We start from the raw sequence: 26035 nt of genomic DNA, 5'->3' as shown, positions 1-26035 counted from the left end.
CATGACCGCTGCAGCTCCTGGGCCGAGGACGAATATGGGGCAGCCCGTGCCGCGCTATGATGCGGCCGCAAAGGTGACGGGGCGGGCGACCTATGCCTCGGACATGCCGCTGGACAATCCAGCCTACGCGTTCCTGGTCACCAGCGCCATCGCCAAGGGCCGCATCGACCGCTTCGACCTCGACGATGCCAAGCGCGTCCGCGGCGTGATCGACATCGTCACGCACGAGAACGCCCCGAAGCTGAAGGAGTCGAAACTGTTCAGCAATGGCGGCTATGCCGGCACCACGATCCAGCCTTTGAAATCGGCCGAGATCGCCCATGACGGCCAGATCATCGCCGTGGTGGTGGCGGAGAGTTATGAGGCCGCGCGCGAAGCGGCCAACCGCGTCAAGGTCAGCTATAGCGCTGCTACGCCCAGCGCGACTTTCGATTCGCCGGGGACGACGACAGCCGCCGCGAAAGGACAAAACTCGCAGTTCAAGGAAGACCCGAAGGTCGGGGACTTCGCCAAGGCGTTCGACGCGGCCCAGGTCAAGCTGACCGCGTCCTACGAGACGCCGACGCAGCATCACAATCCGCTGGAGCTGTTCACGACCAGCTGCACCTGGATGGGCGACAATCTCGTCATCTACGAGGGCAGCCAGTATGTCCATGGCCTGAAGAACGGCGTGGCCGAGCAGCTCGGCATCGACGCCGACAAGGTGCGCGTGGTCAATCCCTATGTCGGCGGCGGATTCGGGTCGCGAGGTTCGATGACGCCGCGCACCGCCATCATCGCCGCCATGGCCAGGCGCCTGAACCGTCCGATCAAGCTGGTCCCGACCCGCGACCAGGGCTTCACCATTACCACTCATCGCGCCGAGACCCGTCACGAGATCAAGCTCGGTGCGAGCCGCGACGGCAAGCTGGTCGCCTTGAGGCATGAGGGGGCCGAGGTCTCCTCGCGCCCCGACGCCTATTGCGTCGGCGGCACCAAGACCACGACGCGGCTCTATGCCTGCCCGAATGTGGACAGCCTGGTCTCGATTGTGCGTGCCGATCGCAACACGCCCGGCTTCATGCGCTCGCCCCCCGAGGTGCCGTACCTGTTCGCGCTGGAGAGCGCGCTGGACGAGCTCGCGGTGAAACTGAACATGGATCCAGTCGAGCTTCGCCGCATCAACGACGCCACCAGGGATCCCATCGATGGCAAGCCCTACACGTCGCGATCGCTCATGGCGTGCTTCGACGAAGCCGCCAGGGCGTTCGGCTGGTCGCAGCGCTCGCCACAGCCGAAATCGATGTCGGATGGCGACTGGTTGATCGGCTACGGCTGCGCCGCCACGTGCTATCCGACGCTGGCGGGACCGTCCGCCGCACGCGTGCGCCTGCAGCGCGACGGCCGCACGCGCGTCGAGATCGCCGGCCATGAGATCGGGACCGGTGCCTACACCGTCATAGCCCAGACTGCTGCCGAGCGGCTCGGCGTGCCATTGGAGAAGGTTGCGGTCTTCATGGGCGACAGCGACCTGCCGCCCGCGCCGGTTGCCGGCGGCTCCAATTCCACTGCCAGCACCTGCTCGGCCGTGATGATGGTGTGCGATCAGATCCGACAGCGCCTGTTCAAGGCGCTGATGCCCAGCGACAGCCTTGCCGACAAGGCCAAGGAGACCGTCGGCATCAGCCCGGCTCCCTCGACCCAGGCGGCCAAGGGCGATCGCTCGCTCGACATCGAGAAGGCGTTCGATGCGCTCGGCGTCGGCGTGGTCGAAGAATATGGCGAGTGGAAGCCGGAGGGCGCGCCGCTGGATTCCTTCAGGGCCATGCACAGCGGGCAGGTCCGGCTGGTCGGCGGCCATCAAATGAAGGACCAGATCGCCTATGCCTTCGGCGCCGAGTTCGTCGAGGTCCGCGTCAATCGCTTCACGCACGAGATCCGCTGCCCCCGCCTTGTCGGCGCGTTCGCGGCGGGCAGGATCATGAATCCGCGCACCGCGCGCAGCCAGCTCATGGGCGGCCTGATCTGGGGCATGTCCTCGGCGCTGCTCGAGGCCACCGAGATCGACGAGCGCAATGCGCGCTACGTCAACGACAATCTTGCCGATTACCTCGTGCCCGTGAATGCCGATGTGCCCGGCGTCGAGGTGATTATGCTGTCCGAGCAGGACGATCACATCAACCCGTTGGGCGCAAAGGGCCTCGGCGAGCTTGGCAATGTCGGCACCAATGCTGCGATCTGCAATGCGATCTATCACGCCACCGGCCAGCGCATCCGCAGGCTGCCGGTTCGGCTCGAAGATATCGAGCTCTAAAGGGGGTGGAAACGGCGACCGCCTTGGGTTAGACACCTCCCGCCTCAAACGGAAGGTGTTTTATGCAGCGTTTCCAGCGCGCGCTCCTCGCCCTGATGTCGGCACTCGCGATCACCGTGATCGCCAGCGTGTCGCATTTCGTTTCTACCACGGCCTCGGCCCAGACCGCAGGAAAGACCATGACCACAGCTTCAGGCTTGCAGATCATCGACTCCACCGTCGGCACCGGTGCCTCGCCGCAGCCCGGCCAGATCTGCGTGATGCACTACACCGGCTGGCTCTATGAGAATGGCCAGAAGGGCAAGAAATTCGACAGCTCCGTCGACCGCAAGGAGCCGTTCGAATTCCCGATCGGCAAGGGCCGTGTCATCGCCGGCTGGGACGAAGGCGTCGCCTCGATGAAGGTCGGCGGCAAGCGCACGCTGATCATCCCGCCGCAGCTCGGCTACGGCGCCCGCGGTGCTGGCGGCGTGATCCCGCCGAACGCGACGCTGATGTTCGACGTGGAATTGCTCGCGGTGAAGTGACTGACGTCTCTACATCGTCATGCCCGGGCTCGTCCCGCCTGCGCGGCCGAAGCGGCTTCGGCGAGGCGAAGGCCTGGGCATCCACGATCTTCGTGCCGTGCGGTCTAGACGTGGATGGCCGGGTCAAGCCCGGCCATGACGGATGAAATCGATACAAGCAAAAAGACCGGCCTTGCGGCCGGTCTTTCAGTTTCAATCCAACGCGCGTCACTCCGCGGCGCGGCGAGCCGCAGCGGCGGCGCGATCCATCGCATCCTTCGCGGCGTCCTTGGCATCGCCCATTGCCTGCTGGCCCTTGCCCTTCACTTCCTGCACCACGCCTTCGCCTTTCATCCGATCGGATCCGGTGGCTTCACCGACGCCCTGCTTGGCCTTGCCGATCGCCTCGTTGGCGGTGCCCTTGATCTTGTCGGTCGTGCTGCCCATGAAAATCTCCTTTCAGTTTGCTTGGAATGACAACGCTGGGCGGCTATGAGGGTTCCGATTTTGGTATGGCTTGCGGCTGCGGCTTTGGGTTAGTTTGCCGCGCACGGAACCAACAGAAAGCAAGTCCCATGACCGGCCATGACCATTCGCATTCCCACCATGACCATGGTCATCATCATGATGACCGCTGGAAACATGACGGCGTGCGCGTCATTCCCGGCAATCAGCTCGATACCAATGTGCCGTCGACAGCGGGCATGGACCGTGCGGCCGCGATCAATTTCGCCCGCGTCGGCGCCCAGAAATTGTGGGCGGGCACCGTCAGCATCAAGCCGGATGCCAAGACCGGCGCACATCACCACGGCCATCTCGAAAGCGTCATCTATGTCGTGAAGGGCAAGGCGCGCATGCGCTGGGGCGAGAGCCTGCAATTCACCGCGGAAGCCGGCCCTGGCGACTTCATTTTCGTCCCGCCCTACGTGCCGCACCAGGAGATCAACGCCAGCCCCGACGAGGTGCTGGAATGCGTGCTGGTGCGCAGCGACGGCGAGGCGGTGGCCATCAACCTCGACATTGAGCCGGTCGAGAAGCCCGAGACCGTGCTGTGGATCGACCCGGTGCACCGGGATCCCAACGAGAAGAAGTAAGTCTCTTCAGGGGCGCGGAGAGCGGCGCGACAGGGCCCCCGCAGTCGGGGTCCAAAAATTTGTCGGAAGTCATGTCGGATGGCGGCCTGGCCATCCGTCCTTGGCCAGTACCCCGCCAAGGAGCTTCCGATGCCCAAGATGATCTTCGTCAACCTGCCGGTGACCGACCTCAAGCGCGCGACTGCCTTCTATGAGGCGGTCGGCGCGGTCAAGAACCCGCAATTCAGCGACGAGACCGCGAGCTGCATGGTCTTTTCCGAGACCATCTTCGCCATGCTGCTGACTCACGACAAATTTCGCCAGTTCACGCCGAAGCCGATCGCGGACGCCAGGATCTCCAACCAAGCGTTGTTCTGCCTGTCCGCGGACAGCCGCAGCGAGGTCGATGACATCGTTGGCAGGGCGGAGGCTGCAGGAGGCGTTGCCGATCCCAGCCCGAAGGACGAATACGGCTTCATGTACGGCCGCAGCTTCGAGGATCCGGACGGCCATATGTGGGGCGTGAACTGGATGGACCTTTCCGCCGCCCCTCTGCAGCCCGACCTGGCGAACGCCTGAGCCGAAACAGCAGACCTCAAGAGGAGCATTCACCATGTCCAAGCTCGTGCCCTGCATGTGGTTCAACGGCGATGCCGAGGACGCTGCAAAATTCTACGTCTCGCTGGTCCCGAATTCGACGATCACACACGTTCAGCGCAACGTTGCGGACGGCCCGTCCGGCAAGGAAGGCTCCGTGCTCGTCGTCGAGTTCACCGTGGCCGGACAGCCGCTGGTCGCGCTCAATGGCGGGATGAAGATGGAATACACCCACGCGATCTCGCTGATGATTCATTGCGACGATCAGGCCGAGGTCGACCGCGTCTGGAACGCGTTCCTCGCCCATGGCGGCAAGGCGGAGCAGTGCGGCTGGCTGAGAGATCGCTGGGGCGTGGCCTGGCAGATCGTGCCGAAGGTGATGTTCGAGTTCCTGTCGAGCCCGGACAAGGCCGCAGCCGCACGCGCGATGGCGGCGATGATGAAGATGGTCAAGCTGGACGTTGAGGTGTTGCGGCGGGCGTTCGAGGGCAAGTCGGCCGCGTGAGGGCGGGTCGCTCTCGCCACATACTCACTGTCATCGCCCGGCTTGACCGGGCGATCCAGTACTCCGAGACGGCAGTGATTAAACCGATGGGCCGCGGCGTACTGGATGCCCCGGTCAAGCCGGGGCATGACAGCGGAATGTGAGGCGGGATTCTCGCCGGCTAATAATTGATCCGCAGCCCCACGCCGCCGTGGATGGTGTTGCCGACCGGCTGCGGGCCGAGCGTGCCGTTGGCGAAGAGGTCCACGATCCAGCCTTTCTGCACGCGGAAGCCGAGGCGGCCGCCATATTCGAACCAGCCCTGGTTGCCCATGGTCGGCACCACCGTGCCCTGGCCGGTCACTGTGGCGACGATGCCGCTGTGGCTGGCGAAGGACTGCACCCAGCCGCCATTGATGTTGGTCTCGATGTTGCTGCCGAACAGATGCGTCCACTGGCCGCCGATCTTGACGAGGCTGGTGCGGTCGGTGCCATCAGCGATGCTGGCGTCGAACGGGTTGAACGCCACCGCGCTGTCGCGATAGCCGGAGACGCGTTGCCAGAGCTGCCAGACCTCGATCGAGGCCGCGACCTCGTCGCGCGGCGAGAGGCGGCTCATCCAGCCGGCGCGGCCGTAAACGGCGTAGTTGGACGCGTTGGTCGAGCTCGTCACGGTCACCGGCCCGAGGCTGGTGTCGTAGCTGCGCGTGTAGCGCGCCTTCTCCCATGGGGTCAGGATCGCGCCGACGTCGAAGAACGGGCGCGACGAGCCCCAATCGGTGAAGTCGTAGCGCAGCGCGAAAGCGCCGATCGGTGCGCTCGTGATCTCGTAGCCGCCCCCTTCGTAGTGTGTGTAGGCGATGCCGGCGAGCAGCGACAGATTGTTGGTCAGCTGCTTGCGGCCGTGGATGCCGGCCGAGAACGAGCCGGCCGAGCCGAACGCGCTGATGCAGTCGCCGCAATTGATCTGCTCGTTGACGCCGAGCAGCACCGTGCCGAGCACCCGGTTGGTGATCATCTGATTGAAGCGCTGATTGGCAAGGCCGCCGATCGAATTGCCACTGGAATCCGCGCCCGTCGGTCCCGACGGCGACGGAGCCGGGCTCGGTGAAGGCGACGGATAGGGGCTGGGCGATGGGGAGGGGGTCGGCGTGGGCGAGGGATTCGGCGACGGGGAATAGGTCGGGGACGGATATGGCGACGGCGAATAGGTTGGGGAGGGAGTGGGCTCTGGTTCACCGCACTCGGACCCGCACTCCGAGGCCTGTGCAGCCGCCGGGCGGGCATCGAACGTGACGAGCGCAAACGCCGCAGATGCGGCCAGCGCAACGGCAAGGATGAGGTGCCGGACGGTGAACTTCGCCATCGTCAGCGCCCGCACAGCATGGCGTCGTCCTCGACGGCAGGCGTGATGGTCGGCGAGGCGCCGGCGTACTGGTTGACTGCGCACAACCCGGCGCTCGCGGCGCAATTGGCGGCGAAGGTCCAGGGCGGCGTGTTGCTCTTGGTGATGCTCACCTTGCCGCCAGTCGAGGTGATGATGGCGGTGTCGCCGGGCTGGGTGAGTTGCACGCACTGGGCGCTCTTCGTGCACACGCTGGCCGCGCCGTCCTGAAGCACGACGACGGAGCGCCCGCGCTGCGAGAGAATATCGAGCGTGGTGCCGCGCACGCCGATGGTGGCGAGCGGCGTCGTGATCTTGTAGGCGGCCTTGTCGGAGCGTCCGGTGACGAAGCGGAAGGCGCCGGTGGTCATGCGAATCGCGACGTCACGATAGCTGTGCTCGTCGTTGAAGACAGTGCGGTCGAGCTTCAGCGTGGCGCTCGGCCCGAGTGATAGATTGGTGCTGTCGGCCATCACGAAACGCGCCGCGCTGTCGGCGCCGGTCCGCACGGTCTCGTCGCGCAGCATGCTGTCGCCGACATTGATCGGCGTCGTGGTCGCGGCGACCCGCACCACTTCGTTCTGGATGACGACAGCCTGGCCGACGCGCGTCTGTGCTTCGGCGCCGGATGCCGCACAGATTGCGGCCGTGAGCAGTGTGGAGAAAAGGCAAAAACGCAAATTCATTTCGCAACCGATCGATGTGTCCCTGATCGTACCGGAACGCGCGCGCTTCTGATGTGGCGGAATTATCACAAGCGGCGCGGACGTGCGTCATGCTTAGTGACAGTTGCGGCAGAATGCGTTCAATGACGGGAAGCAGTTTATTTTTCTCCGCGGTGAAGCCGATTTGCCACGCAACACAGCCCCACAAAAGATGCGCGAATTGCCTGCGGTTCCTGCGGTGTCGCGGAGTGCAGTGATTGCTGTCGCGATTTTCCTGATCGCTCATCTGGTGCTGCTGATCGGAGTCACGACGCCGGAAAAATTCGTGTTCGACGAGGTGCATTACGTCCCGGCGGCGCGCCAGATGCTGACGCCTGCAATGTCGGAGCCGATGCTTAATCCGATGCATCCGCCGCTGGCCAAGGAGTTGATCGCGGCATCGATCGCAACGTTCGGTGACAACGCGCTTGGCTGGCGTTATCCCGCGACCTTGTTCGGCGCGCTCGCGATCGTCGCGATCTATCTGTGCGGACTCGCGTTGTTCGGCGCGCAGTCGCCGGCGATCGCCGCCGCGCTGATCGCAGCCTTCAACCAGATGCTGTACGTGCAGGCGCGCATCGCAATGCTCGACATCTTCGCGCTCGGCTTCGGCCTGCTCGCCACCGCCGCCTTCATGCATGGGTTTCGACGAGAGCGGCCGCAAGTGCTGTTCGCGGTGGCGGGCAGCCTGTTCGGCCTTGCGGCCGCGTGTAAATGGAGCGGCTTGTTCCCGCTCGGCGTTTGCATCGTCGTCGTTGCGGTGATCCGCCTGATGCAGGGCTGGCACATGCTGTTCGCCGATGCGAAGCCGGACGACTGGTATCGGCCGGAGCTTTGGCCAGGCCTCAAGCTGCATCATGTCGCGCTCTGCTTCGCCGTCCTGCCGGCATTGGCCTATCTTGCCGCCTTCGTCCCGCTCTACGGATTGTCGCCGCCGGACTTGATCGAGGCGCAGCGGCGGATCTTTGCCGACAGCACCACGACGGCCATCGCCGGCCACACCTATATGAGCGCATGGCCGTCCTGGCCGCTGCTCGCGCGCCCGGTCTGGTTCCTGTTCGACAAGACCGCGGAGGACCACATCGCCGCGATTGTCTTCCTCGGCAATCCGCTCGTGCTGTGGCCGGCTCTGCCCGCACTCGCCATAGTGCTGCGCGATTTCATCGTGGCGCGGCGCTGGGATGCATTCCTGATCGCCGCATTCTATTTCGGTCCCTGGCTCGCCTGGGCATTGCTGCCCCGCACGCTGGGTTTCATCTATTACTATCTGCCGGCCGCGACCGCGGCGTCCCTGGCACTGGTCTATGTGCTGCGCCGCGAGGGTCTGCCGCGCTGGCTGTTGTGGACCTATGTCGGCGTCGCGGCAGCCGGCTTTGCCGTGATGCTGCCGATTTCCGCGGCCTTCGTCGGCACCTCGATGGAGAGCTTCAACCGGCTGATGCTTTTCCAAAGCTGGATATGATTTCGCCGCCCGCCGGGCTGCGGCAGGCGGCGTGTTTTACTCCAGGAGCCGAGAATCACTTCGCTGCGGTCTTGGTGTCCATGTTCACGACCTGGACCCGGCGGTTGATGGCGTCAGCGCCGTTGGCAGCATCCTTCAGCTTGGTCTCGCCGTAGCCGACGGTGACGAGATCGTTGCCGTTGAGGCCGTAATTCTGCATCAGGTACTTCTTGATGGTATCGGCGCGCCGTTCGGAGAGCCCTTGATTGTACCCTTCACCGCCGGTCGCGTCGGTGTGGCCGGCGACCACGAAGGTCGAGCCCTTCAGCGCCGGATCGGACAGCGCCTTGCCGAGCGCCTGCACCGAGGCCATCGAGGTCTTGGCGATGTCGGCCGAGTTGTAGTCGAACTGGATCTCCAGATCGATCTTCGGCTTGGTCGCAGCGAGCTCGGCGATCTGCTCGCGCTCGCCTGTCGAGAGCGACCGGGTCGAGCGGTTGCGCACGGTGTTCAGGAAGGTCGCTTCCTTGGCCTGCACAGTCGTGTCGGTCTGGGGGCCAACGGACAGGCCGCGCGTCGCCGGCTTCGGCTTCAGCGCATCGACGATCTGGCCGGCGGAGATGTTGTTGTCGCCAGCCAGCGCAAGGCCGGCCGTCATCGACAGGACGGCTGTCAGGGTGATCGCCGTCAGTCCAAAAGACTTATTGAAATGCGTCATGGTGGTATCCTCGCTGTTACGCCTGATGGCGATTTGATGCTGCGAGCGTAGGGGAGGTTCAACGGCTCCGATGTGATCTCGGTCACATTCGAAATGGCGAGCCGAGGGCACTGTGGTCCGGTTCGATCATTTCGCAGTTTGCTTTCGAGCCGGCCGCAGCGGGTTTCTGGGAAACCCGAACGTCGCAAAGGCGTCGCCTCGCCGCCTGCCCGCGAACAAGAATTCGTCCAGATGCCCGCCTAATATCCTTCAATCATTGGATAATTTGACGTGAGGGGGCGAGTTCCATCCTGTGCCGAGGTCAAGTGACTATCAGCGCGACTATCAGTTCCATCGCAGCGGCCCGCCGGATCGGACAGCGACCCTGAACGCAATGCCCATCTATATCGGTGCGGCGATGATCGCGGTGGCCATCCTGCTCTCGACACTGATCGCCGGGCTGACCTCCCGCTATGTCGGGCTCGAAGGGCCGACCGACGAGGACATCTGGCTGGTCGATCGCCTCACCGGCAGTGTCTATCGCTGCCAGGCGGATGGACGCGGCAAGGCTATGTGCGAGCCGGAGGTTGCCACCGGCAGCGTCGGGGAGCGCCCAAAAGCCGCACGCTGAAAAGCGGGTACCACTGCAGCGCAGCAACGAAATTGTCTTTTCCCTGCAAACTCGTGTCGGAAGAATGGCGGTCGCGTTAGCCGGCATCAGGCCGGCTGCCTATTCGAGGAGAGAACTTGATGAAGACCCTGTTGCTCGCGACGGCATTCGTAGCACTCGCTCTGACCCCCGCATCGGCTGCCAAGATGGCGTGCACCAGTGCGAACATGGCAAAGCTCGTTGCCGGACTGGGCGGCGAAGACACGCCCAGCAAGATGGCAGCGCGGAAGTCGATGGCTGCGGCCAATTCCGACATGAGCAAAGGCAACATGCGCGGCGCCTGCAAGCACTACGCGAGTGCCGAGAAGGCGATGGCGAAAAAGTAAGACATTCCCGCCGAATTGACACGTTCTGGCCGCGCTGGCAGCAGATGGCAGCGCGGCTTTTTCGCGTCTCTGCTTCTTTGCCTCGCGGCGAATCCCGCTACATTGCACGCTGCAATGCCCCGCACGCCCAAACCGCTTCCGCTCTCGACGACACAGGCCCGGCAGATCTGGCTGCATGCCCAGCGGCTGACCGACCGCGCTCCGTTCGGCGAAGGCGCAGAGGCCGTCTCGGCCGCTGTCGCCCATCTCGGCTATGTGCAGATCGACACCATCAACGTCATCGAGCGTTGCCATCACCACATCCTGTTCAGCCGGATCCCGTCCTATCGCCGCGCCGATCTGCGCCACGCCCAGAGTGTCGACAAGACCGTGTTCGAGTACTGGACGCACGCGCTCTCCTACGTGCCGGCGAACGACTTCCGTTTCTTCCTGCCGGCGATGCGCGAGCACCGCCGCGAGGGACACAAATGGTTCGCCGCGGTGAAGCCGGCCGACACGCGCAAGGTGATGCGGCTGCTGCGCGGCGGGCCGCTGACGATCCGTGACATCGACGACGACGTGCTCGTCGAGAAGGAGCATCTGTGGCAGAGCCGCAAGCCCTCGAAGCGGGCGCTGCAGCTCGCCTTCTATACCGGGGCGGTCACCATCAGCGCGCGCCAGGGCATGCTTAAGACCTACGAGTTGACGACGCGTCATTTCGGCTGGGATAGGCTGCCGAAGCCGGCGCCGGCAAGCGAGATCACGGCCTATCTGCTCGACCGCGCGTTGCGCTCGCAGGGCGTGGTCAGCCTCGATTCGGTCTGCCATCTCGATGCGCCCAGCAAGAAGCCGGTCGCGCGCCTGATCGCCTCGCGCGTCCGCCGCGGCGAGCTCGTGCCCGTCGCGATCGAGGGCGCCGGTAAGCAGGAGCACTGGGCCTCGCCTGCAGCGCTTGAGCCGCATGAGGTGTCGCCCGATCTCGTCCACATCCTCTCGCCGTTCGATCCCCTGATCATCCAGCGCAAGCGCACCAACCTCATCTTCGGCTACAACCACCTGTTCGAAGCCTATGTGCCGAAAGCCAAGCGCAAGCTCGGCTATTTCGCGCTGCCCGTGCTGGTCGGGGACGAGATCGTCGCCGCGCTCGATCTCAAGACCGACCGGCAGAACAAGAAGCTGTTGATGCAGAAATGGACCTGGGTCGGGCAGGGCAGGAAGACGGCGGGCCGCAAGGAGCTGAAGCGCGTGATCGAGGAGGAGCTGGACCGTTTCGAACGGTTTCAACTGGCGGAGTGAGTCTCCGACGGCAGTCTTGTAGGGTGGGCAAAGCGAAGCGCGCCGCCTATTCGACGACGAGACGTGGGCACGGCGCTACGGCGTCTTTGCCCACCCTGCGGGACCGCGCATGGCAACCCGATCGATACACATGCCAAACGCAATCCCAAAAGCAGCGCGGATCAGTGAGGTCCGTAGAGGCGCAACAGGCGTGCCCGGCTGCGTCTCGTGCATTGCTTGCTCCATTGACTCTTTGCTCGCGATGCTGAAAACGGCCGCAGACCCGAAAAAAGCAACAACCCGGGAAGCCATGAGTCAAACCACCACCTATGCCGGTTCCGCCGGCGCCACCAAGTCGGACATCGAAACCTCGACAATCCGCGCCATCTCCTGGCGCCTGATTCCGTTCCTGGTGCTGGCCTACTTCTTCTCCTATCTCGATCGCGTCAATCTCGGCTTCGCCGCGCTGACCATGAACGCCGATCTGAAATTCACGCCGCTGATCTACTCCTGGGGCGCCGGCATCTTCTTCATCGGCTATTTCATCTTCGAGGTGCCGAGCAACCTCGCGCTGGAGAAATTCGGCGCGAGCCGCTGGATCGCCCGTATCATGGTGACCTGGGGCATCATCTCGGCGCTGATGGCCGTCGTGAGCGGCGTCACCAGCTTCTACGTCCTGCGCTTCCTGCTCGGCGTCGCCGAGGCCGGCTTCTTCCCCGGCATCATCCTCTATCTCACCTATTGGTATCCGGCCGAATATCGCGCCCGCTTCCTTGCTGCCTTCGCCATCGCGGTGCCGGTCTCGACCGTGATCGGCGCGCCGATCTCGGGCCTGTTGCTCGGGCTCGACGGCATGATGGGGCTGAAAGGCTGGCAGTGGCTGTTCATCCTCGAGGGCATCCCATCGGTGCTGCTTGGCATCGTCACCTGGTTCTATCTCACCGACAAGCCGGAGAAGGCGGACTGGCTCTCGGCCGAGCAGAAGGCCTGGCTGAAGGCGAAGCTCGATTCGGAGATCGCGGCCAAGCAGGCGGTGAAGCATTTCTCACTCGGCGAGGCGCTGTCTTCACCGAAGGTGATCGCGCTCAGCCTGGTCTATTTCGGCTTCGTCGGCGCGCTCTACGGCATGCAGTTCTGGCTGCCGCAGATCGTCAAGGCGTTCGGCCTCACCAACGCCCAGACCGGATTCGTCACGGCGATCCCGTATCTGTTCGGCACCATCGCCATGATCCTGTGGGCGAGGCATTCGGATGCGAGCCGCGAGCGCGTCATGCATGTCGGCGCGCCGCTGCTGCTCACCGCAGTCGCGCTCGGCATCTCCTCCTATCTCACCGATCCCACGCTGACGATGGTGGCGCTGACGGTGGCCGCGATCGGCGTGTTCTGCTGCTTCGGCGTGTTCTGGACGCTGCCGACTGCCTGGCTCTCCGGCACGGCCGCCGCCGGCGCCATCGCGCTGATCAACTCGATCGGCAACCTCGCCGGCTTCGGCGGGCCCTATCTGATCGGCTGGGTCAAGGAAGCGACGGGGCAGACCTCGACGGGCCTCTTGGTGCTCGCCGTGCTGCCGTTGATCGCGGGCATCCTGGTGTTCGTCGGCGGACACGACAGCAAGCACGAATTCGCCGAACGGGGGCGGTGAGGGCGCAGCTCGTTACTCTCGGTAGGGTGGGCAAAGGCGCACTTGCGCCGTGCCCACCACCTTCCACCAAGAGCAAATGGGGGGCACGCTCCGCTTTGCCTACCCTGCGATAGCACCTCCGCAGTGGTCCCCAAATCCTTACCACCCGTTCACGATCACGCATTCCTGATGACTGACGATTATTGACTTTTATCAGTGAACAGTCGACATTCCTCTCAATCGAGATGCAGGAGTGTCCTTCGATGTTCGTCCGGTCGATTTTGTCGAGCTATTCCAAGCTTTTCGCAGGAGCCGCGCTCGCCCTGATGGCCGTTTCGCTGGCAGGGTGCAACGATACCGTCGCCGAGAAAGCCGAGCCGCCGCGGCCGGTTCTGGTGGCAACCGCCCACTACGCTGCCGAGACCCCGGAGCGCAGCTTCGTCGGCACCATCCGTCCCAGGATCGAGAGCGATCTCGGCTTCCGCGTCGCCGGCAAGGTTGCCAAACGCCTCGTCGAAGTCGGCCAGACAGTCGAAATCGGCCAGCCGCTCGCCACCCTCGACGAGGTCGACCTGAAGCTCCAGGCCGAGCAGGCCGTTGCCGAGCAGACCGCCGCAACCGGCGTGCTGGCCCAGGCCGCCGCCGCCGAGCAGCGCGCCAAGGACCTCAAGGCCAAGGGCTGGACCACGGACGCCCAGCTCGACCAGAGCCGCGCCGCCGCCGATGAAGCCCGTGCGCGCTTGAACCGGGCCGAGCGCTCGGTCGAGTTGACCAAGAATTCCCTTTCCTACGCGACGCTCAACGCCGACGCCCGCGGCGTCGTCACCGCAACGCTGATCGAGCCCGGCCAGGTGGTTGCCGCGGGCCAGGCTTCGATCCGTGTTGCCCGCTTTGCCGAGAAGGAAGCGGTCGTCGCGATCCCTGAGACGCTGGTCGGACGCGCCAAGTCGGGCGTCGCCAGCGTCACTCTCTGGTCCGAGCCGAACAAGAAATACACGGCCAAGCTGCGCGAGATCGCGCCGGCAGCCGATCCCGCCACGCGGACCTATCTGGCAAAGTTCTCGCTGCCCGAGGCCGACGACAAGGTCGCGCTCGGCATGACGGCGACGCTGACGCTGTCGGATGCCGCGATCGAGCGCGTCGCGCGGTTGCCGCTGTCGGCGCTCTTCAACGAAGGCGGCAAGCCCTCCTTCTACGTCGTCGACGACAACGGTGGCGTCACGCTCAAGCCGGTCACGGTGAAGTCCTACGAGAGCAAGGACGTCGTCATCACCGGCGGCGTCGAAGAGGGCGCCAAGATCGTCGCGCTCGGCGTGCAGAAGCTCGATCCCGGCCAGCGGGTGCGGATCGTGTCGTCACTGAGTTTCTAGTCCTGTCATTTTCCGGGTTCGCCCTGCGGTCGCCCCGGATCGGCGAGACAAAAGAAGTGAGTTACGTCGTGTGAGGTGAGTTTCGGCCTTTGTCCCTAAGCAAAGGCTGAAGCGGCGAAGCGATCCAGAACCTGCCCAGCCCCCTGGATTGCTTCGCTGCCTCGCGACGACGGTTTGAACAGAGCGGCTGTCGTTGTTTGCAACTGGATCGTCTTTCGGAGAGTGCGATGAAGCGCTTCAACCTTTCGGCCTGGGCCGTCAGCCATCCGACGCTGGTGCTCTTCCTGATGATCATCCTCGGCGTCGCCGGCTTCTTCTCCTACGAGAAGCTCGGCCGTGCCGAGGATCCGTTCTTCACGGTGAAGGTGGTCAACGTCTCCGTGATCTGGCCCGGCGCGACCGCGCAGGAAATGCAGACCCAGGTTGCCGATCCCATCGAGAAGAAGATCCAGGAGCTGCCCTATTTCGAGAAGGTGCAGACCTATTCCAAGCCCGCCTTCACCGCGCTCCAGGTCACCTTCCGCGACAACACGCCGCCGAAGGACGTGCCCTACCTCTTCTATCTCCTGCGCAAGAAGCTGGTCGACGTGCAGGGCCAGCTGCCGTCCGGCATTCTCGGGCCCGTCGTCAACGACGAGTTCTCCGACGTCGATTCCATCCTCTACATGATGACCGGCGACGGCGCCGATTATGCCCAGCTCAAGAAGGTCTCCGAAGGTTTTCGCCAGCGCTTGCTCAAGGTGCCGGGCGTGACCAAGGTCGACGTCTACGGCAACCAGGATGAGCGCATCTTCGTCGAGTTCAGCCATGCCAAGCTCGCCACGCTCGGCATCACGCCGCAGGCCCTGTTCGATTCGCTCGCCAAGCAGAACAACGTGACGCCGGCCGGCACGGTCGAGACCTCCTCGCAGCGCGTGCCGCTGCGCGTCACCGGCGCGCTCGACGGTGCCAAGGCCGTCGCCGAAACGCCGGTCGAGAGCAACGGCCGCGTGTTCCGTCTCGGCGATATCGCCACCGTCACCCACGGCTATGTCGATCCGCCGAGCTTCGTCGTGCGCCAGGAAGGCAAGCCCGCCATCGGCATCGGCGTCGTCACCGCCAAGGGCGCCAACATCCTCGAGCTCGGCAAGGAGGTCGAGAAGGCGACGGCCGACTTCATGAAGGCGGTGCCGCAGGGCGTCGACGTCAAGCTGATTGCCGATCAGCCCAAGGTGGTCGAGCACGCGGTCGGCGAGTTCGTGCACTCCTTCATGGAAGCGCTCGTCATCGTGCTGTTCGTCTCGTTCCTGGCGCTCGGCTGGCGCACCGGCATCGTGGTCGCATTGTCGGTGCCCCTCGTGCTCGGCATCGTCTTCATCGTCATGAACACGATGTCGCTCGACCTGCACCGCATCACGCTCGGCGCGCTGATCATCGCGCTCGGCCTGCTCGTCGACGACGCCATCATTGCGGTCGAGATGATGGTGGTGAAGATGGAGCAGGGCTGGGACCGCATGCGTGCGGCGTCCTTTGCCTGGGAATCTACTGCGTTTCCGATGCTCACGGGAACGCTGGTCACGGCCGCTGGCTTCCTCCCCATCGGCTTTGCCAATTCCGCGGTCGGCGAATATGCCGGCAGCATCTTCTGGATCGTGGCAATCGCGCTGGTCGCCTCCTGGTTCGTGGCGGTGATCTTCACGCCCTATATCGGCGTCAAGCTGCTGCCCGAGATGAAGGCGCACCACAATCACGATCCGCACGCGGTCTACGAGACCCGCATGTACCGCGGCCTGCGCGCCATCGTGAAATGGTGCGTCAACCACCGCATCACCGTGGTGGTCGCGACCGTCGGCGTCTTCGCCGCCTCGATCGTCGGCTTCGGCCAGGTCCAGCAGCAGTTCTTCCCACTCTCGGAGCGCCCCGAGCTGTTCCTGCAGCTGCGCCTTCCGGAAGGCACCGCCTTCAACGTCACCGAGAAGGCGGTGAAGAAGGCCGAGACGCTGCTCAAGGACGACAAGGACATCGAGACCTATACCGCCTATGTCGGCCAGGGCTCTCCGCGTTTCTGGCTCGGCCTCAACCCGCAGCTTCCGAACGAGGCCTTCGCCGAGATCGTCATCGTCGCCAAGGGCGTCGAGGCACGCGAGCGCATCAAGGCCAAGATCGAGACCGCGGCTGCCGAGGGCTTCCTGACCGAGGCACGCGTGCGCGTCGACCGCTTCAATTTCGGTCCGCCGGTGGGCTTTCCCGTCCAGTTCCGCGTGATCGGCCCCGACGCCAACAAGGTCCGCGAGATCGCCTACCAGGTCCGCGACGTCATGCGGGAGAACAAGAGCGTCAAGGACGTCCAGCTCGACTGGAACGAGCAGTCGCCCTACCTCAAGCTCGTCGTCGACCAGGATCGTGCCCGCGCCATGGGCCTGACCCCGCAGGACGTCTCGCAGGCGCTGGCGATGCTGATCTCGGGCTCGCAGGTCACCACCGTGCGCGACGGTATCGAGAAGGTCGGCGTAGTCGCCCGCGCGATCCCGTCCGAGCGCCTCGACCTCGGCGGCGTCGGCGATCTCACCATCACCTCGCGCAATGGCGTCGCCGTGCCGCTGCAGCAGATCGCCAAGATCGAATACGCGCACGAGGAGCCGATCATGTGGCGGCGCAACCGCGACATGGCCATCACTGTGCGTTCCGACGTGGTCGACGGCGTGCAGGCCCCTGATGTCACTAACCAGATCACGCCGAAGCTGAAGCCGATCATGGATCACCTCGAGCCGGCCTACCGGATCGAGCCGGGCGGCGCGTTCGAGGAATCCGCCAAGGGCAACGCCTCGATCTTCATCCTCTTCCCGGTGATGGTCATGGTGATGCTGACGCTGCTGATGATCCAGCTGCAGAGCTTCTCACGCCTAATCCTGGTGTTCCTGACCGCGCCGCTCGGCATCGTCGGTGCCTCGCTGGGCCTCAACGTCGCCAATGCCCCGTTCGGCTTCGTGGCGCTGCTCGGCCTGATCGCGCTCGCCGGCATGATCATGCGCAACACGGTCATCCTGGTCGACCAAATCGAGACCGACGTCAGCCACGGCCTGACCCGGCGCGAGGCGATCGTTGAGGCGACTGTCCGCCGTGCCCGGCCGGTGGTGCTGACGGCGCTCGCCGCCATTCTCGCCATGATCCCGCTGACGCGCTCGGCCTTCTGGGGCCCGATGGCGATCACCATCATGGGCGGCCTGTTCGTCGCGACCTTCCTGACGCTGCTGTACCTGCCGGGCCTCTACGCCCTGTGGTTCCGCAAGAGCCTGGACGAGGCCGGAACGCCCGAGCAGCCGGCCGCGCCGCAGCATGGGAGCGATGACCCGCACGCAATTCCGCTTGCCGAAGCGGCTGAATAGATGAGAAGACTGCTGACCAGCGAGTCCTGACTATGGCCCTTGTTTCGGAACATATCGAAGTCGACACCCGGGATCGCATCCTCGAGGTGGCCGAGCGGCTGTTCCGCCAGATCGGCTACCAGAAGACGACCGTCGGCGACATCGCCAAGGAGCTCAGGATGAGCCCCGCCAACGTGTATCGCTTCTTCGAATCGAAGAAGGCGATCCATCAGGCGGTGGCCCGCTCGCTGATGGGCGAGGTCGAGCTGGAGGCGCAGCGGATCGTGGCAAGGCCCGGTCCGGTGCTGCCGCGCTTCCGCGAGCTGCTCATCACCATCAATCGCATGAATACCGAGCGCTATGTCGGCGACAACAAGCTGCATGAGATGGTCGAGATCGCGATGCAGGAGGACTGGGAGGTCTGCGTCACCCATATGGAGTGCATTGCCGGAATGATCGGCCAGATGATCGCGCAAGGCGTCGCCTCCGGCGAGTTCGAGGCGCCCGACCTGCAATTGGCCGCGCTCTGCTCATGCACGGCAATGATGCGCTTCTTCCACCCTCAGATGATCGCCCAGTGCGCCACCAAGCCGGGCCCGACCATTGACCAGATGATCGATTTCGTCATCGCGGGTCTGTCGCCGCGCCACTGACGCGGCAGCGGGTTTCCTCCTATAAGCAGACTGATCGCCCGGGCATGACCGCCGGAGGCGGACCGGGACGGACCCACAAACTCCGTCATTGCGAGCGCAGCGAAGCAATCCAGACTGTCTTCGCGGAGGGATTCTGGATTGCTTCGCTGCGCTCGCAATGACGAAAAGGAAGCAGCGCGTGACCGACAAAGACCTGTACTTCTACGAGCCCTCCAAGGGCCACGGCCTCAAGCACGACCCCTTCAACGCCATCATCGCGCCGCGGCCGATCGGCTGGATCTCCTCGCGCGACGCCAGGGGGCACGTCAACCTCGCGCCCTACAGCTTCTTCAACGCGTTCTGCTACGTGCCGCCGATCATCGGCTTCTCCTCGACCAACTGGAAGGACACGGTCGAGAACATGCAGCAGACCGGCGAGTTCGTCTGGAATCTGACGACGATGGATCTCGCCAAGCACATGAACGCGACCGCGGCGCATGTCGCCCCCGAGGTCGACGAGTTCGAGGTCGCGGGCCTCACCGCCGTGCCCGGCAAGCTCGTCAATGTCCCGCGCGTCGGCGAGAGCCCCGTCGCCTTCGAGTGCAAGGTGTCCGACATCGTCCGCCTCAAGGGCGCCAATGGCAAGGAGGCCGACGCCTGGCTGACGCTGGGCGAAGTCGTCGCCGTCCACATCGACAAGGCCTTGATCAAGGACGGCGTCTACCAGACCGCCGCCGCCCGCCCCATCGTCCGCGCCGGCCGGCGCGGCGATTATTTCGAGATTAAGCCGGAAAACATGTTCGAGATGGTGCGGCCGGATTAGGCCCTCTCCCTCAACACGGTCATTCCGGGGCGCGCCGTTGGGCGCGAGCCCGGAATCCATACTCCCGATGGTGGTTATGGATTCCGGGCTCGACGCTTGCGCGTCGCCCCGGAATGACGTCGACAAATAGTTAACCCATTTCCCCTCCCGGAACTGCACCCACGCCCCCGCCGTTATCGCTCGGGCGGCCGCCCGGCCGCGTCAATGTTGCAGGCGAGATGCTCGCCTCCGCCAGCCGATTTCCGCTAAAATGCCTGACAACCGCGCCGATGCATGAGGTCCGCCATGAGCTTCCGCCGCGACACCATCACAAAGCCGATCTTCTCATGGGCGCGCGGCGTGCTGCCGGCGATGTCCGACACCGAGCGCGAGGCGCTGGAGGCGGGGGACGTCTGGTGGGATGCCGATCTCTTCACCGGCAACCCCGACTGGTCGAAGCTGCTGAAGGTCCCGCAGGCGACGCTGACGGACGAGGAGCGGGCCTTCCTCAATGGCCCCGTCGACGAGCTCTGCGCCATGCTCGACGAGTGGAAGATTTTCTGGGAAACGCGCGACCTGCCGCAGGACGTCTGGCACTTCGTCAAGCGCGAAAAGTTCTTCGGCATGATCATTCCGAAGGAGTTCGGCGGCCTCGGCTTCTCGCCCTACGCGCATTCGGAAGTGGTGCGCAAGATCTCGACCCGCTCGATCGCCGCCGCAGTCACGGTGATGGTGCCGAACTCGCTCGGCCCGGGCGAGCTCCTGATGCGCTTCGGCACCGCAGAGCAGCAGCAGCGCTGGCTGCCGCGCCTTGCCGACGGCCGCGAGATTCCCTGCTTCGGCCTCACCAGCCCGGAAGCCGGCTCCGACGCCGCCTCGATGGTCGACACCGGCATCATCTGTAAGGGCGAATTCGAGGGTCGCGAGGTCGTCGGCCTTCGCCTCAACTGGCACAAGCGCTACATCACGCTCGGTCCCGTAGCGACGCTGCTCGGTCTTGCCTTCAAGGCCTATGATCCCGATCATCTCGTGGGGAGCCGGGAAGAGCTCGGCATCACCGTGGCGCTGATCCCGACGAACCTGCCCGGCGTCGAGATCGGGCAGCGTCATCTGCCCTCGATGCAGGTCTTTCAGAACGGCCCGAATTGGGGCCGTGACGTCTTCATCCCGCTCGACTACGTCATCGGCGGCAAGGAGCGGCTGGGGCAGGGTTGGAAGATGCTGATGACCGCGCTCGCCGCCGGCCGCGGCATTTCGCTGCCGTCACTGTCGGCCGCCGGGGCCGCCTATGCGGCGCGCACCACCGGCGCCTATGCGCGCATCCGCGAGCAGTTCGGCATCTCGATCTCCAAGTTCGAAGGCGTCGAGGAGCCGCTCGCCCGCATCGTCGCGACCGCCTACCAGCTCGACGCCGCGCGCCGGCTCGCCTGCGCGGCACTGAACGCCGGCATCCATCCCGCCGTCATCTCCGGCATCATGAAGCTGCACGCGACCGAGCGGATGCGCACCGCGGTCGACGACGCCATGGACATCCATGGCGGCAAAGCCGTGATCGACGGTCCGCAAAACTATCTCGGCAATCTCCACCGCGCCGTGCCGGTCGGCATCACCGTCGAAGGCGCCAATATCCTGACCCGCAATCTCATCGTGTTCGGGCAAGGCGCGATCCGCGCCCATCCTTACCTGCTCGACGAGATGAACGCGCTCGCAGATAGCGATCGCGAGCGCGGCCTCGGCGCGTTCGACAAGGCGTTCTGGAAGCATGTCGGCCACAGCTTCAGGACACTCTTCCGCGCCATGGGTCGCAGCTGGACCTTCGGCGCATTCGCCCCAGTGCCCGATGCGGGCGATGCCACGCCCTTCTATCGCCAGCTCTCGCGCTACTCGGCGGCCTTCGCGCTCTGTGCCGACATGGCGCTGCTGACGCTCGGCGGCGCGCTCAAGCGCAAGGAAATGCTGTCGGCCCGCTTCGGCGACATCCTGTCCGAGCTCTATCTGCTCTCGGCCGCGCTGAAGCGCTGGCAGGACGAGGGGCGGCAGAAGGAGGACTTTGCCGCGCTGGAATGGTGCATGGCGACCGGGTTCAAAACTATCGAGAACCGGCTCGCCGAAATTCTCGCCAACCTGCCGAACCGCTTCGTTGCCAGCTTCCTCAGGCTCGTGGTCCAGCCGTTCGGCGCCCGCGTGCTCGGCCCGTCCGACCGAATCGTGCACCAATGCGCTGCCATCGTGCTGGAGCCATCGGCGGCACGCGAGCGCCTCACGCCGGATCTGGCCCATGTCGACGACGACGGCGGCTTTGCGCGGCTGGAGCGCGCGTTCAAGCTGGTCGCGGCGACGGATGCGATCGCCAGGCGCATGCGCGCTGCGCAGATCCGCGACTGGAAGGAGGCGGTGACCAAGGGCGTGATCACGCAAGCCGAGGGCGAGCAACTCGCCGCTGCCCGCGAAGCCGTCACAAAAGTGATAGAGGTCGACGATTTTGCGCCGGAGGCGCTGTCGCCGATTTACAAGAAAACCGTCAATGTGCATCAGTTCTTCCAGGAACTCGGTGAGCAGAGGGCGGCGAGCTGATGGCACGACCGGTATTCATCGTCGACGGCAGCCGGACGCCGTTCCTGAAGGCGCGTTCGGGGCCGGGGCCGTTCACGCCGGTCGATCTCGCCGTGCAATGCGGCCGGCCGCTCTTGGCGCGCCAGCCGTTCTCGCCCGACAGCTTCGACCAGGTCATCCTCGGCTGCGTCAATGTGATCGCGGACGAGATGAACCCGGCCCGCGTCGCCGCGCTCCGGCTCGGCATGGGCGAGGATATGGTCGCCTTCACCGTGCAGATCAATTGCGGCTCGGGCATGCAGTCGATCGACACCGCCTACCGCTATATCCGCGAAGGCCATGCCGACATGATCCTCGCCGGCGGCACCGAGGCGCTCAGCCACGCGCCGCTGGTCTGGCCGAATTCCGGCGTGCGCTGGTTCGCCGGCCTTGCCACCGCCAAGGGCGTGGCAGCGAAGCTCGCCTCGGCGTTCAAGCTGAGGCCGCGCGATCTCAAGCCGATCATCGGCCTCGAGCGCGGCCTGACCGATCCCGTCACCGAGCTGAACATGGGCCAGACCGCGGAGGTCGTCGGCCATCTCTTCGGCATCACGCGCGCGCAGTCGGATGCCTATGCGGCCGAGAGCCATCGCCGGCTCGCGCATGCGCAAAGCGCGGGTTATCTGAAGGGCGAGGTCGAAACGGCGTTTTCCCGCGACGGTAAGTTCTTCGACCACGACGATGGCGTGCGTCCGGACTCCACCGCCGAGACGCTCGCAAAGCTCCGGCCGGTGTTCGAGCGCCCATGGGGGCAGGTCACCGCCGGCAATTCCTCGCAGATCACCGACGGTGCCTCCTGGGTGATCCTCGCCTCTGACGCTGCCGTTGCAAAGCACAAGCTGACGCCGAAAGCTGCGATCGTCGACAGCCATTGGGCCGCGCTCGACCCCAGCATCATGGGGCTCGGTCCGGTGATGTCGGTGACGCCGCTGCTGAAGCGCAACGATCTCACCCTCAAGGACGTCGAGACCTGGGAGCTGAACGAGGCCTTCGCAACGCAAGTGCTCGGCTGTCTCGCCGCCTGGAACGACGACAAGTTCTGCCGCGAAATCTTGCGGCTCGACGGCGCCGCCGGCGAGATCGAGCGCGAGAGGCTGAACGTCGACGGCGGCGCGATCTCGCTCGGCCATCCCGTCGGCACCTCCGGCAACCGCATCGTGCTGCATCTCGTCAACGCGATGAAGCGGCTCGGCACGCGGCGCGGAATTGCCACCGAATGCATCGGCGGCGGGCTCGGCGGCGCCATGCTGATCGAGGCGGTATGACCATGGATTCCAAGATCATGACCGTGCTCGCCGACCGCGTGCTGGAGCTCGGGCCGCGCCCTGCGCCGGATGGTCCCTACAAGCACTTCAAGCTGACGCGAGATGAAGACGGCGTCGCCTGGCTGCTGTTCGACCGCGCTGATGCCAGCGCCAACACCCTGTCCTCCGACGTGATGGAGGAGTTCGACGCTGTGCTCGCGGCGATCGAGACCGAGCGTCCCGCCGGTCTCGTCATCCGCTCGGCAAAGCCGTCGGGCTTCATTGCCGGCGCCGACGTCAATGAATTCCGCGGGGCGAGCGATGCCGGCATGGTGGAGACGCGCATCCGCGCCGCGCACGCCGTGGTCGACCATCTGGAAGCACTGAAGCTGCCGACGGTCGCTGTCATTCACGGCTTCTGCCTCGGCGGCGGGCTCGAGGTGGCGCTGGCCTGCCAGGCGCGCATCGCCATCGAGGGCGCACGCTTCGGCTTCCCGGAGGTGATGCTCGGCCTGCATCCCGGCCTTGGTGGCACGGCGCGGTTCACGGCGCTGGTCAACCCGACCCAGTCGATGGCCCTGATGCTGACCGGCCGCACCATTGACGCCCGCCGCGCCAAGGCGATCGGCCTCGTCGACACCGTGACGCAGGAGCGGCATGTCCAGGGCGCGGTGAAGGATGCGCTGTTCGGCCGCCTGAAGCGGGCCAAGCCCGGTCTGCTGACGCGCGCCGCCAATCTCGGGCCGGTGCGCAGCCTGCTGGCCAAGCGCATGCGCGCGGAGGCCGCGAAGGCCGCATCGCGCGAGCATTATCCAGCGCCTTACGCGCTGATCGATCTCTGGGAGTCCCATGGCGGCAGCAAGTCCGCGATGCTGAAGGCCGAGCAGGCCTCGTTCGCCAAGCTGATGGTGACGCCGACCGCGCAGAACCTGATCCGGGTCTTCTTCCTGCGCGAGCAGATGAAGAAGGCGGCAGGCGCCGGCAGCACGGTGAAGCATGTCCACGTCATCGGCGCCGGCGCGATGGGCGGCGACATCGCGGCCTGGTGTGCGGGGCAGGGCCTTCGCGTCCCGCTCGCCGACATGAAGCCGGAGCCGATCGCAGGCGCGGTCAAGCGCGCGGCCGACCTCTATCGTAAGATCATCCGCAAGCCCACCGAAGTGCGCGATGCGCTCGATCGGCTGATCCCGGACATGGACGGCGAGGGCGTTCGCAACGCCGACCTCATCATCGAGGCGGTGCCGGAAAAGCTGGAGCTGAAACAGAAGGTCTATGCCGTGCTCGAGCCGCGGATGAAGCCCGGAGCCATCCTTGCGACGAACACGTCCAGCATTCCGCTGCAGGACCTGCGCACCACGCTGGCGCGGCCGGAGCGGCTGGTCGGCCTGCATTTCTTCAACCCGGTGTCGCGGCTGCAATTGGTCGAGGTCGTCAGCCATGACGGCAACGATGCACACGTGCTGAAAGAGGCGCTCGCCTTCGTCGGAGCGATCGACCGTCTGCCTTTGCCTGTAAAGAGCTCGCCGGGCTTCCTCGTCAACCGCGCGCTGACGCCCTACATGCTGGAAGCGATGATGATGCTGGACGAGAAGATCGACCAGCGCCTGATCGATGAAGCGGCCGTGCAGTTCGGCATGCCGATGGGTCCGATCGAGCTGGCCGATCAGGTCGGGCTCGACATCTGCCTCGACGTCGGCGACATGCTGCGCACCAAGTTCGGCGATCTCCTGCCGCCGACGCCGGCCTGGCTGCGGGAGAAGGTCGCCAAGGGCGAACTCGGCCGCAAGACCGGCAAGGGCTTTTACACCTGGAAGGACGGCAAGGCGGAGAAAGCACCGTTGCCGGAGACCGGACCGCGCGTCACCGACCAGATGATCGACCGCCTGGTGCTGCCGATGTCCAATGTCTGCGTTGCGGCGCTTCGCGAGGGTATCGTCGACGACGCCGAAGCGGTCGATGGCGCCATGATCTTCGGCACGGGGTATGCCCCGTTCCGGGGCGGTCCGCTGAACTATGCGCGCACGCGCGGCGTGGAAAACATCGTATCCACCCTGCGCGCGCTGGCGGAACGATTCGGCGCGCGTTTCGCGCCCGATCCGGGCTGGGACAATTTCAAGTGAGAGTCATATGAGCGAACAAGAGACCGGACCGAGCGGGGATCTCTGCATCCGCACGCTGGCGATGCCGGCCGACACCAACGCCAATGGTGACATCTTCGGCGGCTGGCTGCTCAGCCAGATGGACGTCGGCGGCGGCGTGTTCGCCTCGAAGGTCGCGCGGTCGCGCACCGTGACGGTCGCGATTGAGGCGATGAATTTTCGCAAAGCGGTCTATGTCGGCGATCTCGTCTCGGTCTATGCCAATCTCGTGCGCGTCGGGCGCACCTCGCTAACCGTGCATCTCGAGGCCTGGGCATTGCGGCGCAAGGAGTTGCATCCGTTCCTCGTCACCGACGGTCATTTCACCTACGTCTCGATCGACGACCACGGCCGTCCACAGGCTATCCAGCGAAACGATCCGCCGATCGCGACGTAATCCGCGCGCGACGCTCTGCCCCACCTGCGAGGTCTTGCAGCGCCGCAAAACACGGCACGAGCTAGTCACCTCGTCGCGGCTTCGCCAAGAACCAGTCATAAAACGGATGAGGTCCCGGCGTACTCAATTGCGTGTCGATTCGGGGTGGAAACGGCCTCAATGCCCTAGGGAACCTTTGGGCACGAGCACCGTTATTTGCCCGCACTGAGGAAGCCACGGACTATGCCGGACAGCTACATCATCGAAGTCGATTCGCAGACCGCAGGTATCGTCGTTCGTTCTTCTGGAGGCTACTGCTTCTTCGCCTCATCGCACCGCTTCAACCGTCTCGAAGGCCAGTTATTCCGCAACGCCCGCGAAGCCGAGCGCGCCGCGCGCAGGCTGGTGAATGGCGACGTGAAGGAGGCGGCGTAACTGTCATTCCGGCCCGCGAGGCGTGGTCGGAATTTTTTGCCGCCCTTGATGT

The 26035-nt window shown here is 64.9% G+C and carries 23 protein-coding genes; 19 read left to right on the top strand and 4 right to left on the bottom strand.

The annotated features are described in order from the left end of the window. The first annotated feature begins 1 nt into the window (after position 1). Positions 2–2293, top strand: coding sequence for a xanthine dehydrogenase family protein molybdopterin-binding subunit (locus ABIA45_RS20840; RefSeq protein ID WP_404653433.1), 2292 nt, complete (start codon positions 2–4; stop codon positions 2291–2293). Positions 2294–2355: 62 nt separating this feature from the next. Then, a complete protein-coding gene (locus tag ABIA45_RS20835; RefSeq protein WP_036013901.1) occupies positions 2356–2820 on the top strand; it encodes an FKBP-type peptidyl-prolyl cis-trans isomerase in 465 nt (154 codons plus the stop codon). Positions 2821–3027: 207 nt separating this feature from the next. On the opposite strand, the gene ABIA45_RS20830 is transcribed toward ABIA45_RS20835, so the two are convergent. After that, the gene (locus tag ABIA45_RS20830; protein WP_036013900.1) at positions 3028–3246 is read right to left on the bottom strand and encodes a CsbD family protein; all 219 of its coding nucleotides are present in this window, start codon (positions 3244–3246) and stop codon (positions 3028–3030) included. Between the two features lie 128 nt (positions 3247–3374). Between ABIA45_RS20830 and ABIA45_RS20825 the strand changes: the two genes are divergently transcribed. From ABIA45_RS20825 to ABIA45_RS20815, 3 genes are all read left to right on the top strand, one after another. Further along, positions 3375–3893, top strand: a complete 519-nt coding sequence (locus ABIA45_RS20825; RefSeq protein WP_128262978.1) for a cupin domain-containing protein — start codon at positions 3375–3377, stop codon at positions 3891–3893. A gap of 129 nt (positions 3894–4022) precedes the next feature. Continuing rightward, the gene (locus tag ABIA45_RS20820) at positions 4023–4451 is read left to right on the top strand and encodes a VOC family protein (protein WP_128262979.1); all 429 of its coding nucleotides are present in this window, start codon (positions 4023–4025) and stop codon (positions 4449–4451) included. Positions 4452–4485: 34 nt separating this feature from the next. Then, a complete protein-coding gene (locus ABIA45_RS20815; protein WP_404653431.1) occupies positions 4486–4974 on the top strand; it encodes a VOC family protein in 489 nt (162 codons plus the stop codon). Between the two features lie 160 nt (positions 4975–5134). On the opposite strand, the gene ABIA45_RS20810 is transcribed toward ABIA45_RS20815, so the two are convergent. Then, a complete protein-coding gene (locus tag ABIA45_RS20810; RefSeq protein WP_404543450.1) occupies positions 5135–6319 on the bottom strand; it encodes a hypothetical protein in 1185 nt (394 codons plus the stop codon). A gap of 2 nt (positions 6320–6321) precedes the next feature. Beyond that, the gene (locus ABIA45_RS20805) at positions 6322–7023 is read right to left on the bottom strand and encodes a FecR domain-containing protein (protein WP_057026234.1); all 702 of its coding nucleotides are present in this window, start codon (positions 7021–7023) and stop codon (positions 6322–6324) included. Between the two features lie 190 nt (positions 7024–7213). On the opposite strand from ABIA45_RS20805, the gene ABIA45_RS20800 reads away from it, so the two are divergent. Then, positions 7214–8503, top strand: coding sequence for a phospholipid carrier-dependent glycosyltransferase (locus ABIA45_RS20800; RefSeq protein WP_404655717.1), 1290 nt, complete (start codon positions 7214–7216; stop codon positions 8501–8503). Positions 8504–8558: 55 nt separating this feature from the next. On the opposite strand, the gene ABIA45_RS20795 is transcribed toward ABIA45_RS20800, so the two are convergent. Then, on the bottom strand, positions 8559–9200 hold the full coding sequence (locus ABIA45_RS20795; protein WP_128262984.1) for an OmpA family protein: 642 nt from the start codon (positions 9198–9200) through the stop codon (positions 8559–8561). Between the two features lie 373 nt (positions 9201–9573). Here ABIA45_RS20795 and ABIA45_RS20790 point away from each other — a divergent pair, with 373 nt between their 5' ends. The 13 genes from ABIA45_RS20790 (at position 9574) to ABIA45_RS20730 (ending at position 25983) form a co-directional block, all read left to right on the top strand. After that, entirely contained in the window at positions 9574–9810 is a 237-nt protein-coding gene (locus ABIA45_RS20790; protein ID WP_404653429.1) for a hypothetical protein, read from the top strand. 119 nt (positions 9811–9929) lie between these two features. Further along, positions 9930–10175 carry a hypothetical protein gene (locus ABIA45_RS20785; RefSeq protein WP_271538416.1) on the top strand — a complete coding sequence of 82 codons (246 nt, stop codon included), beginning with the start codon at positions 9930–9932 and terminating at the stop codon, positions 10173–10175. 114 nt (positions 10176–10289) lie between these two features. After that, the gene (locus tag ABIA45_RS20780; protein ID WP_271538414.1) at positions 10290–11450 is read left to right on the top strand and encodes a winged helix-turn-helix domain-containing protein; all 1161 of its coding nucleotides are present in this window, start codon (positions 10290–10292) and stop codon (positions 11448–11450) included. A gap of 289 nt (positions 11451–11739) precedes the next feature. Continuing rightward, positions 11740–13071, top strand: coding sequence for an MFS transporter (locus tag ABIA45_RS20775; protein WP_271538412.1), 1332 nt, complete (start codon positions 11740–11742; stop codon positions 13069–13071). Positions 13072–13313: 242 nt separating this feature from the next. After that, a complete protein-coding gene (locus tag ABIA45_RS20770) occupies positions 13314–14420 on the top strand; it encodes an efflux RND transporter periplasmic adaptor subunit (protein WP_271538410.1) in 1107 nt (368 codons plus the stop codon). Positions 14421–14647: 227 nt separating this feature from the next. After that, positions 14648–17785, top strand: a complete 3138-nt coding sequence (locus tag ABIA45_RS20765) for an efflux RND transporter permease subunit (protein ID WP_271538408.1) — start codon at positions 14648–14650, stop codon at positions 17783–17785. 32 nt (positions 17786–17817) lie between these two features. Then, positions 17818–18417, top strand: coding sequence for a TetR/AcrR family transcriptional regulator (locus ABIA45_RS20760; protein WP_157286426.1), 600 nt, complete (start codon positions 17818–17820; stop codon positions 18415–18417). 178 nt (positions 18418–18595) lie between these two features. After that, positions 18596–19219: a flavin reductase family protein gene (locus ABIA45_RS20755; protein ID WP_036024785.1), complete on the top strand. Its 624-nt coding sequence runs from the start codon at positions 18596–18598 to the stop codon at positions 19217–19219. A 285-nt stretch (positions 19220–19504) separates the two neighbouring features. Beyond that, positions 19505–21772, top strand: coding sequence for an acyl-CoA dehydrogenase (locus ABIA45_RS20750; RefSeq protein ID WP_404653426.1), 2268 nt, complete (start codon positions 19505–19507; stop codon positions 21770–21772). Further along, a complete protein-coding gene (locus ABIA45_RS20745; protein ID WP_157286423.1) occupies positions 21772–23055 on the top strand; it encodes an acetyl-CoA C-acetyltransferase in 1284 nt (427 codons plus the stop codon). The genes ABIA45_RS20750 and ABIA45_RS20745 overlap by 1 nt, the downstream gene beginning before the upstream one ends. A 2-nt stretch (positions 23056–23057) precedes the next feature. Continuing rightward, positions 23058–25154, top strand: coding sequence for a 3-hydroxyacyl-CoA dehydrogenase NAD-binding domain-containing protein (locus ABIA45_RS20740; RefSeq protein WP_404655715.1), 2097 nt, complete (start codon positions 23058–23060; stop codon positions 25152–25154). Positions 25155–25161: 7 nt separating this feature from the next. Further along, entirely contained in the window at positions 25162–25569 is a 408-nt protein-coding gene (locus tag ABIA45_RS20735; RefSeq protein WP_157286421.1) for an acyl-CoA thioesterase, read from the top strand. Between the two features lie 222 nt (positions 25570–25791). After that, positions 25792–25983, top strand: a complete 192-nt coding sequence (locus ABIA45_RS20730; RefSeq protein WP_036013862.1) for a hypothetical protein — start codon at positions 25792–25794, stop codon at positions 25981–25983. The last annotated feature ends 52 nt before the right edge of the window (positions 25984–26035 follow it).

The organism is Bradyrhizobium sp. USDA 336 (assembly GCF_044908355.1).
GTDB classification, from domain to species: domain Bacteria; phylum Pseudomonadota; class Alphaproteobacteria; order Rhizobiales; family Xanthobacteraceae; genus Bradyrhizobium; species Bradyrhizobium yuanmingense.
This window is presented reverse-complemented; position numbering and strand designations above follow the sequence as displayed.

Excerpts from the sequence above, each read along its gene's own strand:
- ABIA45_RS20840 (WP_404653433.1), top strand. The coding sequence starts at position 2 with ATGACCGCTGCAGCTCCTGGGCCGAGGACGAATATGGGGCAGCCCGTG.
- ABIA45_RS20835 (WP_036013901.1), top strand. The coding sequence starts at position 2,356 with ATGCAGCGTTTCCAGCGCGCGCTCCTCGCCCTGATGTCGGCACTCGCG.
- ABIA45_RS20830 (WP_036013900.1), bottom strand. The coding sequence starts at position 3,246 with ATGGGCAGCACGACCGACAAGATCAAGGGCACCGCCAACGAGGCGATC.
- ABIA45_RS20825 (WP_128262978.1), top strand. The coding sequence starts at position 3,375 with ATGACCGGCCATGACCATTCGCATTCCCACCATGACCATGGTCATCAT.
- ABIA45_RS20820 (WP_128262979.1), top strand. The coding sequence starts at position 4,023 with ATGCCCAAGATGATCTTCGTCAACCTGCCGGTGACCGACCTCAAGCGC.
- ABIA45_RS20815 (WP_404653431.1), top strand. The coding sequence starts at position 4,486 with ATGTCCAAGCTCGTGCCCTGCATGTGGTTCAACGGCGATGCCGAGGAC.
- ABIA45_RS20810 (WP_404543450.1), bottom strand. The coding sequence starts at position 6,319 with ATGGCGAAGTTCACCGTCCGGCACCTCATCCTTGCCGTTGCGCTGGCC.
- ABIA45_RS20805 (WP_057026234.1), bottom strand. The coding sequence starts at position 7,023 with ATGAATTTGCGTTTTTGCCTTTTCTCCACACTGCTCACGGCCGCAATC.
- ABIA45_RS20800 (WP_404655717.1), top strand. The coding sequence starts at position 7,214 with ATGCGCGAATTGCCTGCGGTTCCTGCGGTGTCGCGGAGTGCAGTGATT.
- ABIA45_RS20795 (WP_128262984.1), bottom strand. The coding sequence starts at position 9,200 with ATGACGCATTTCAATAAGTCTTTTGGACTGACGGCGATCACCCTGACA.
- ABIA45_RS20790 (WP_404653429.1), top strand. The coding sequence starts at position 9,574 with ATGCCCATCTATATCGGTGCGGCGATGATCGCGGTGGCCATCCTGCTC.
- ABIA45_RS20785 (WP_271538416.1), top strand. The coding sequence starts at position 9,930 with ATGAAGACCCTGTTGCTCGCGACGGCATTCGTAGCACTCGCTCTGACC.
- ABIA45_RS20780 (WP_271538414.1), top strand. The coding sequence starts at position 10,290 with ATGCCCCGCACGCCCAAACCGCTTCCGCTCTCGACGACACAGGCCCGG.
- ABIA45_RS20775 (WP_271538412.1), top strand. The coding sequence starts at position 11,740 with ATGAGTCAAACCACCACCTATGCCGGTTCCGCCGGCGCCACCAAGTCG.
- ABIA45_RS20770 (WP_271538410.1), top strand. The coding sequence starts at position 13,314 with ATGTTCGTCCGGTCGATTTTGTCGAGCTATTCCAAGCTTTTCGCAGGA.
- ABIA45_RS20765 (WP_271538408.1), top strand. The coding sequence starts at position 14,648 with ATGAAGCGCTTCAACCTTTCGGCCTGGGCCGTCAGCCATCCGACGCTG.
- ABIA45_RS20760 (WP_157286426.1), top strand. The coding sequence starts at position 17,818 with ATGGCCCTTGTTTCGGAACATATCGAAGTCGACACCCGGGATCGCATC.
- ABIA45_RS20750 (WP_404653426.1), top strand. The coding sequence starts at position 19,505 with ATGAGCTTCCGCCGCGACACCATCACAAAGCCGATCTTCTCATGGGCG.
- ABIA45_RS20745 (WP_157286423.1), top strand. The coding sequence starts at position 21,772 with ATGGCACGACCGGTATTCATCGTCGACGGCAGCCGGACGCCGTTCCTG.
- ABIA45_RS20740 (WP_404655715.1), top strand. The coding sequence starts at position 23,058 with ATGGATTCCAAGATCATGACCGTGCTCGCCGACCGCGTGCTGGAGCTC.
- ABIA45_RS20735 (WP_157286421.1), top strand. The coding sequence starts at position 25,162 with ATGAGCGAACAAGAGACCGGACCGAGCGGGGATCTCTGCATCCGCACG.
- ABIA45_RS20730 (WP_036013862.1), top strand. The coding sequence starts at position 25,792 with ATGCCGGACAGCTACATCATCGAAGTCGATTCGCAGACCGCAGGTATC.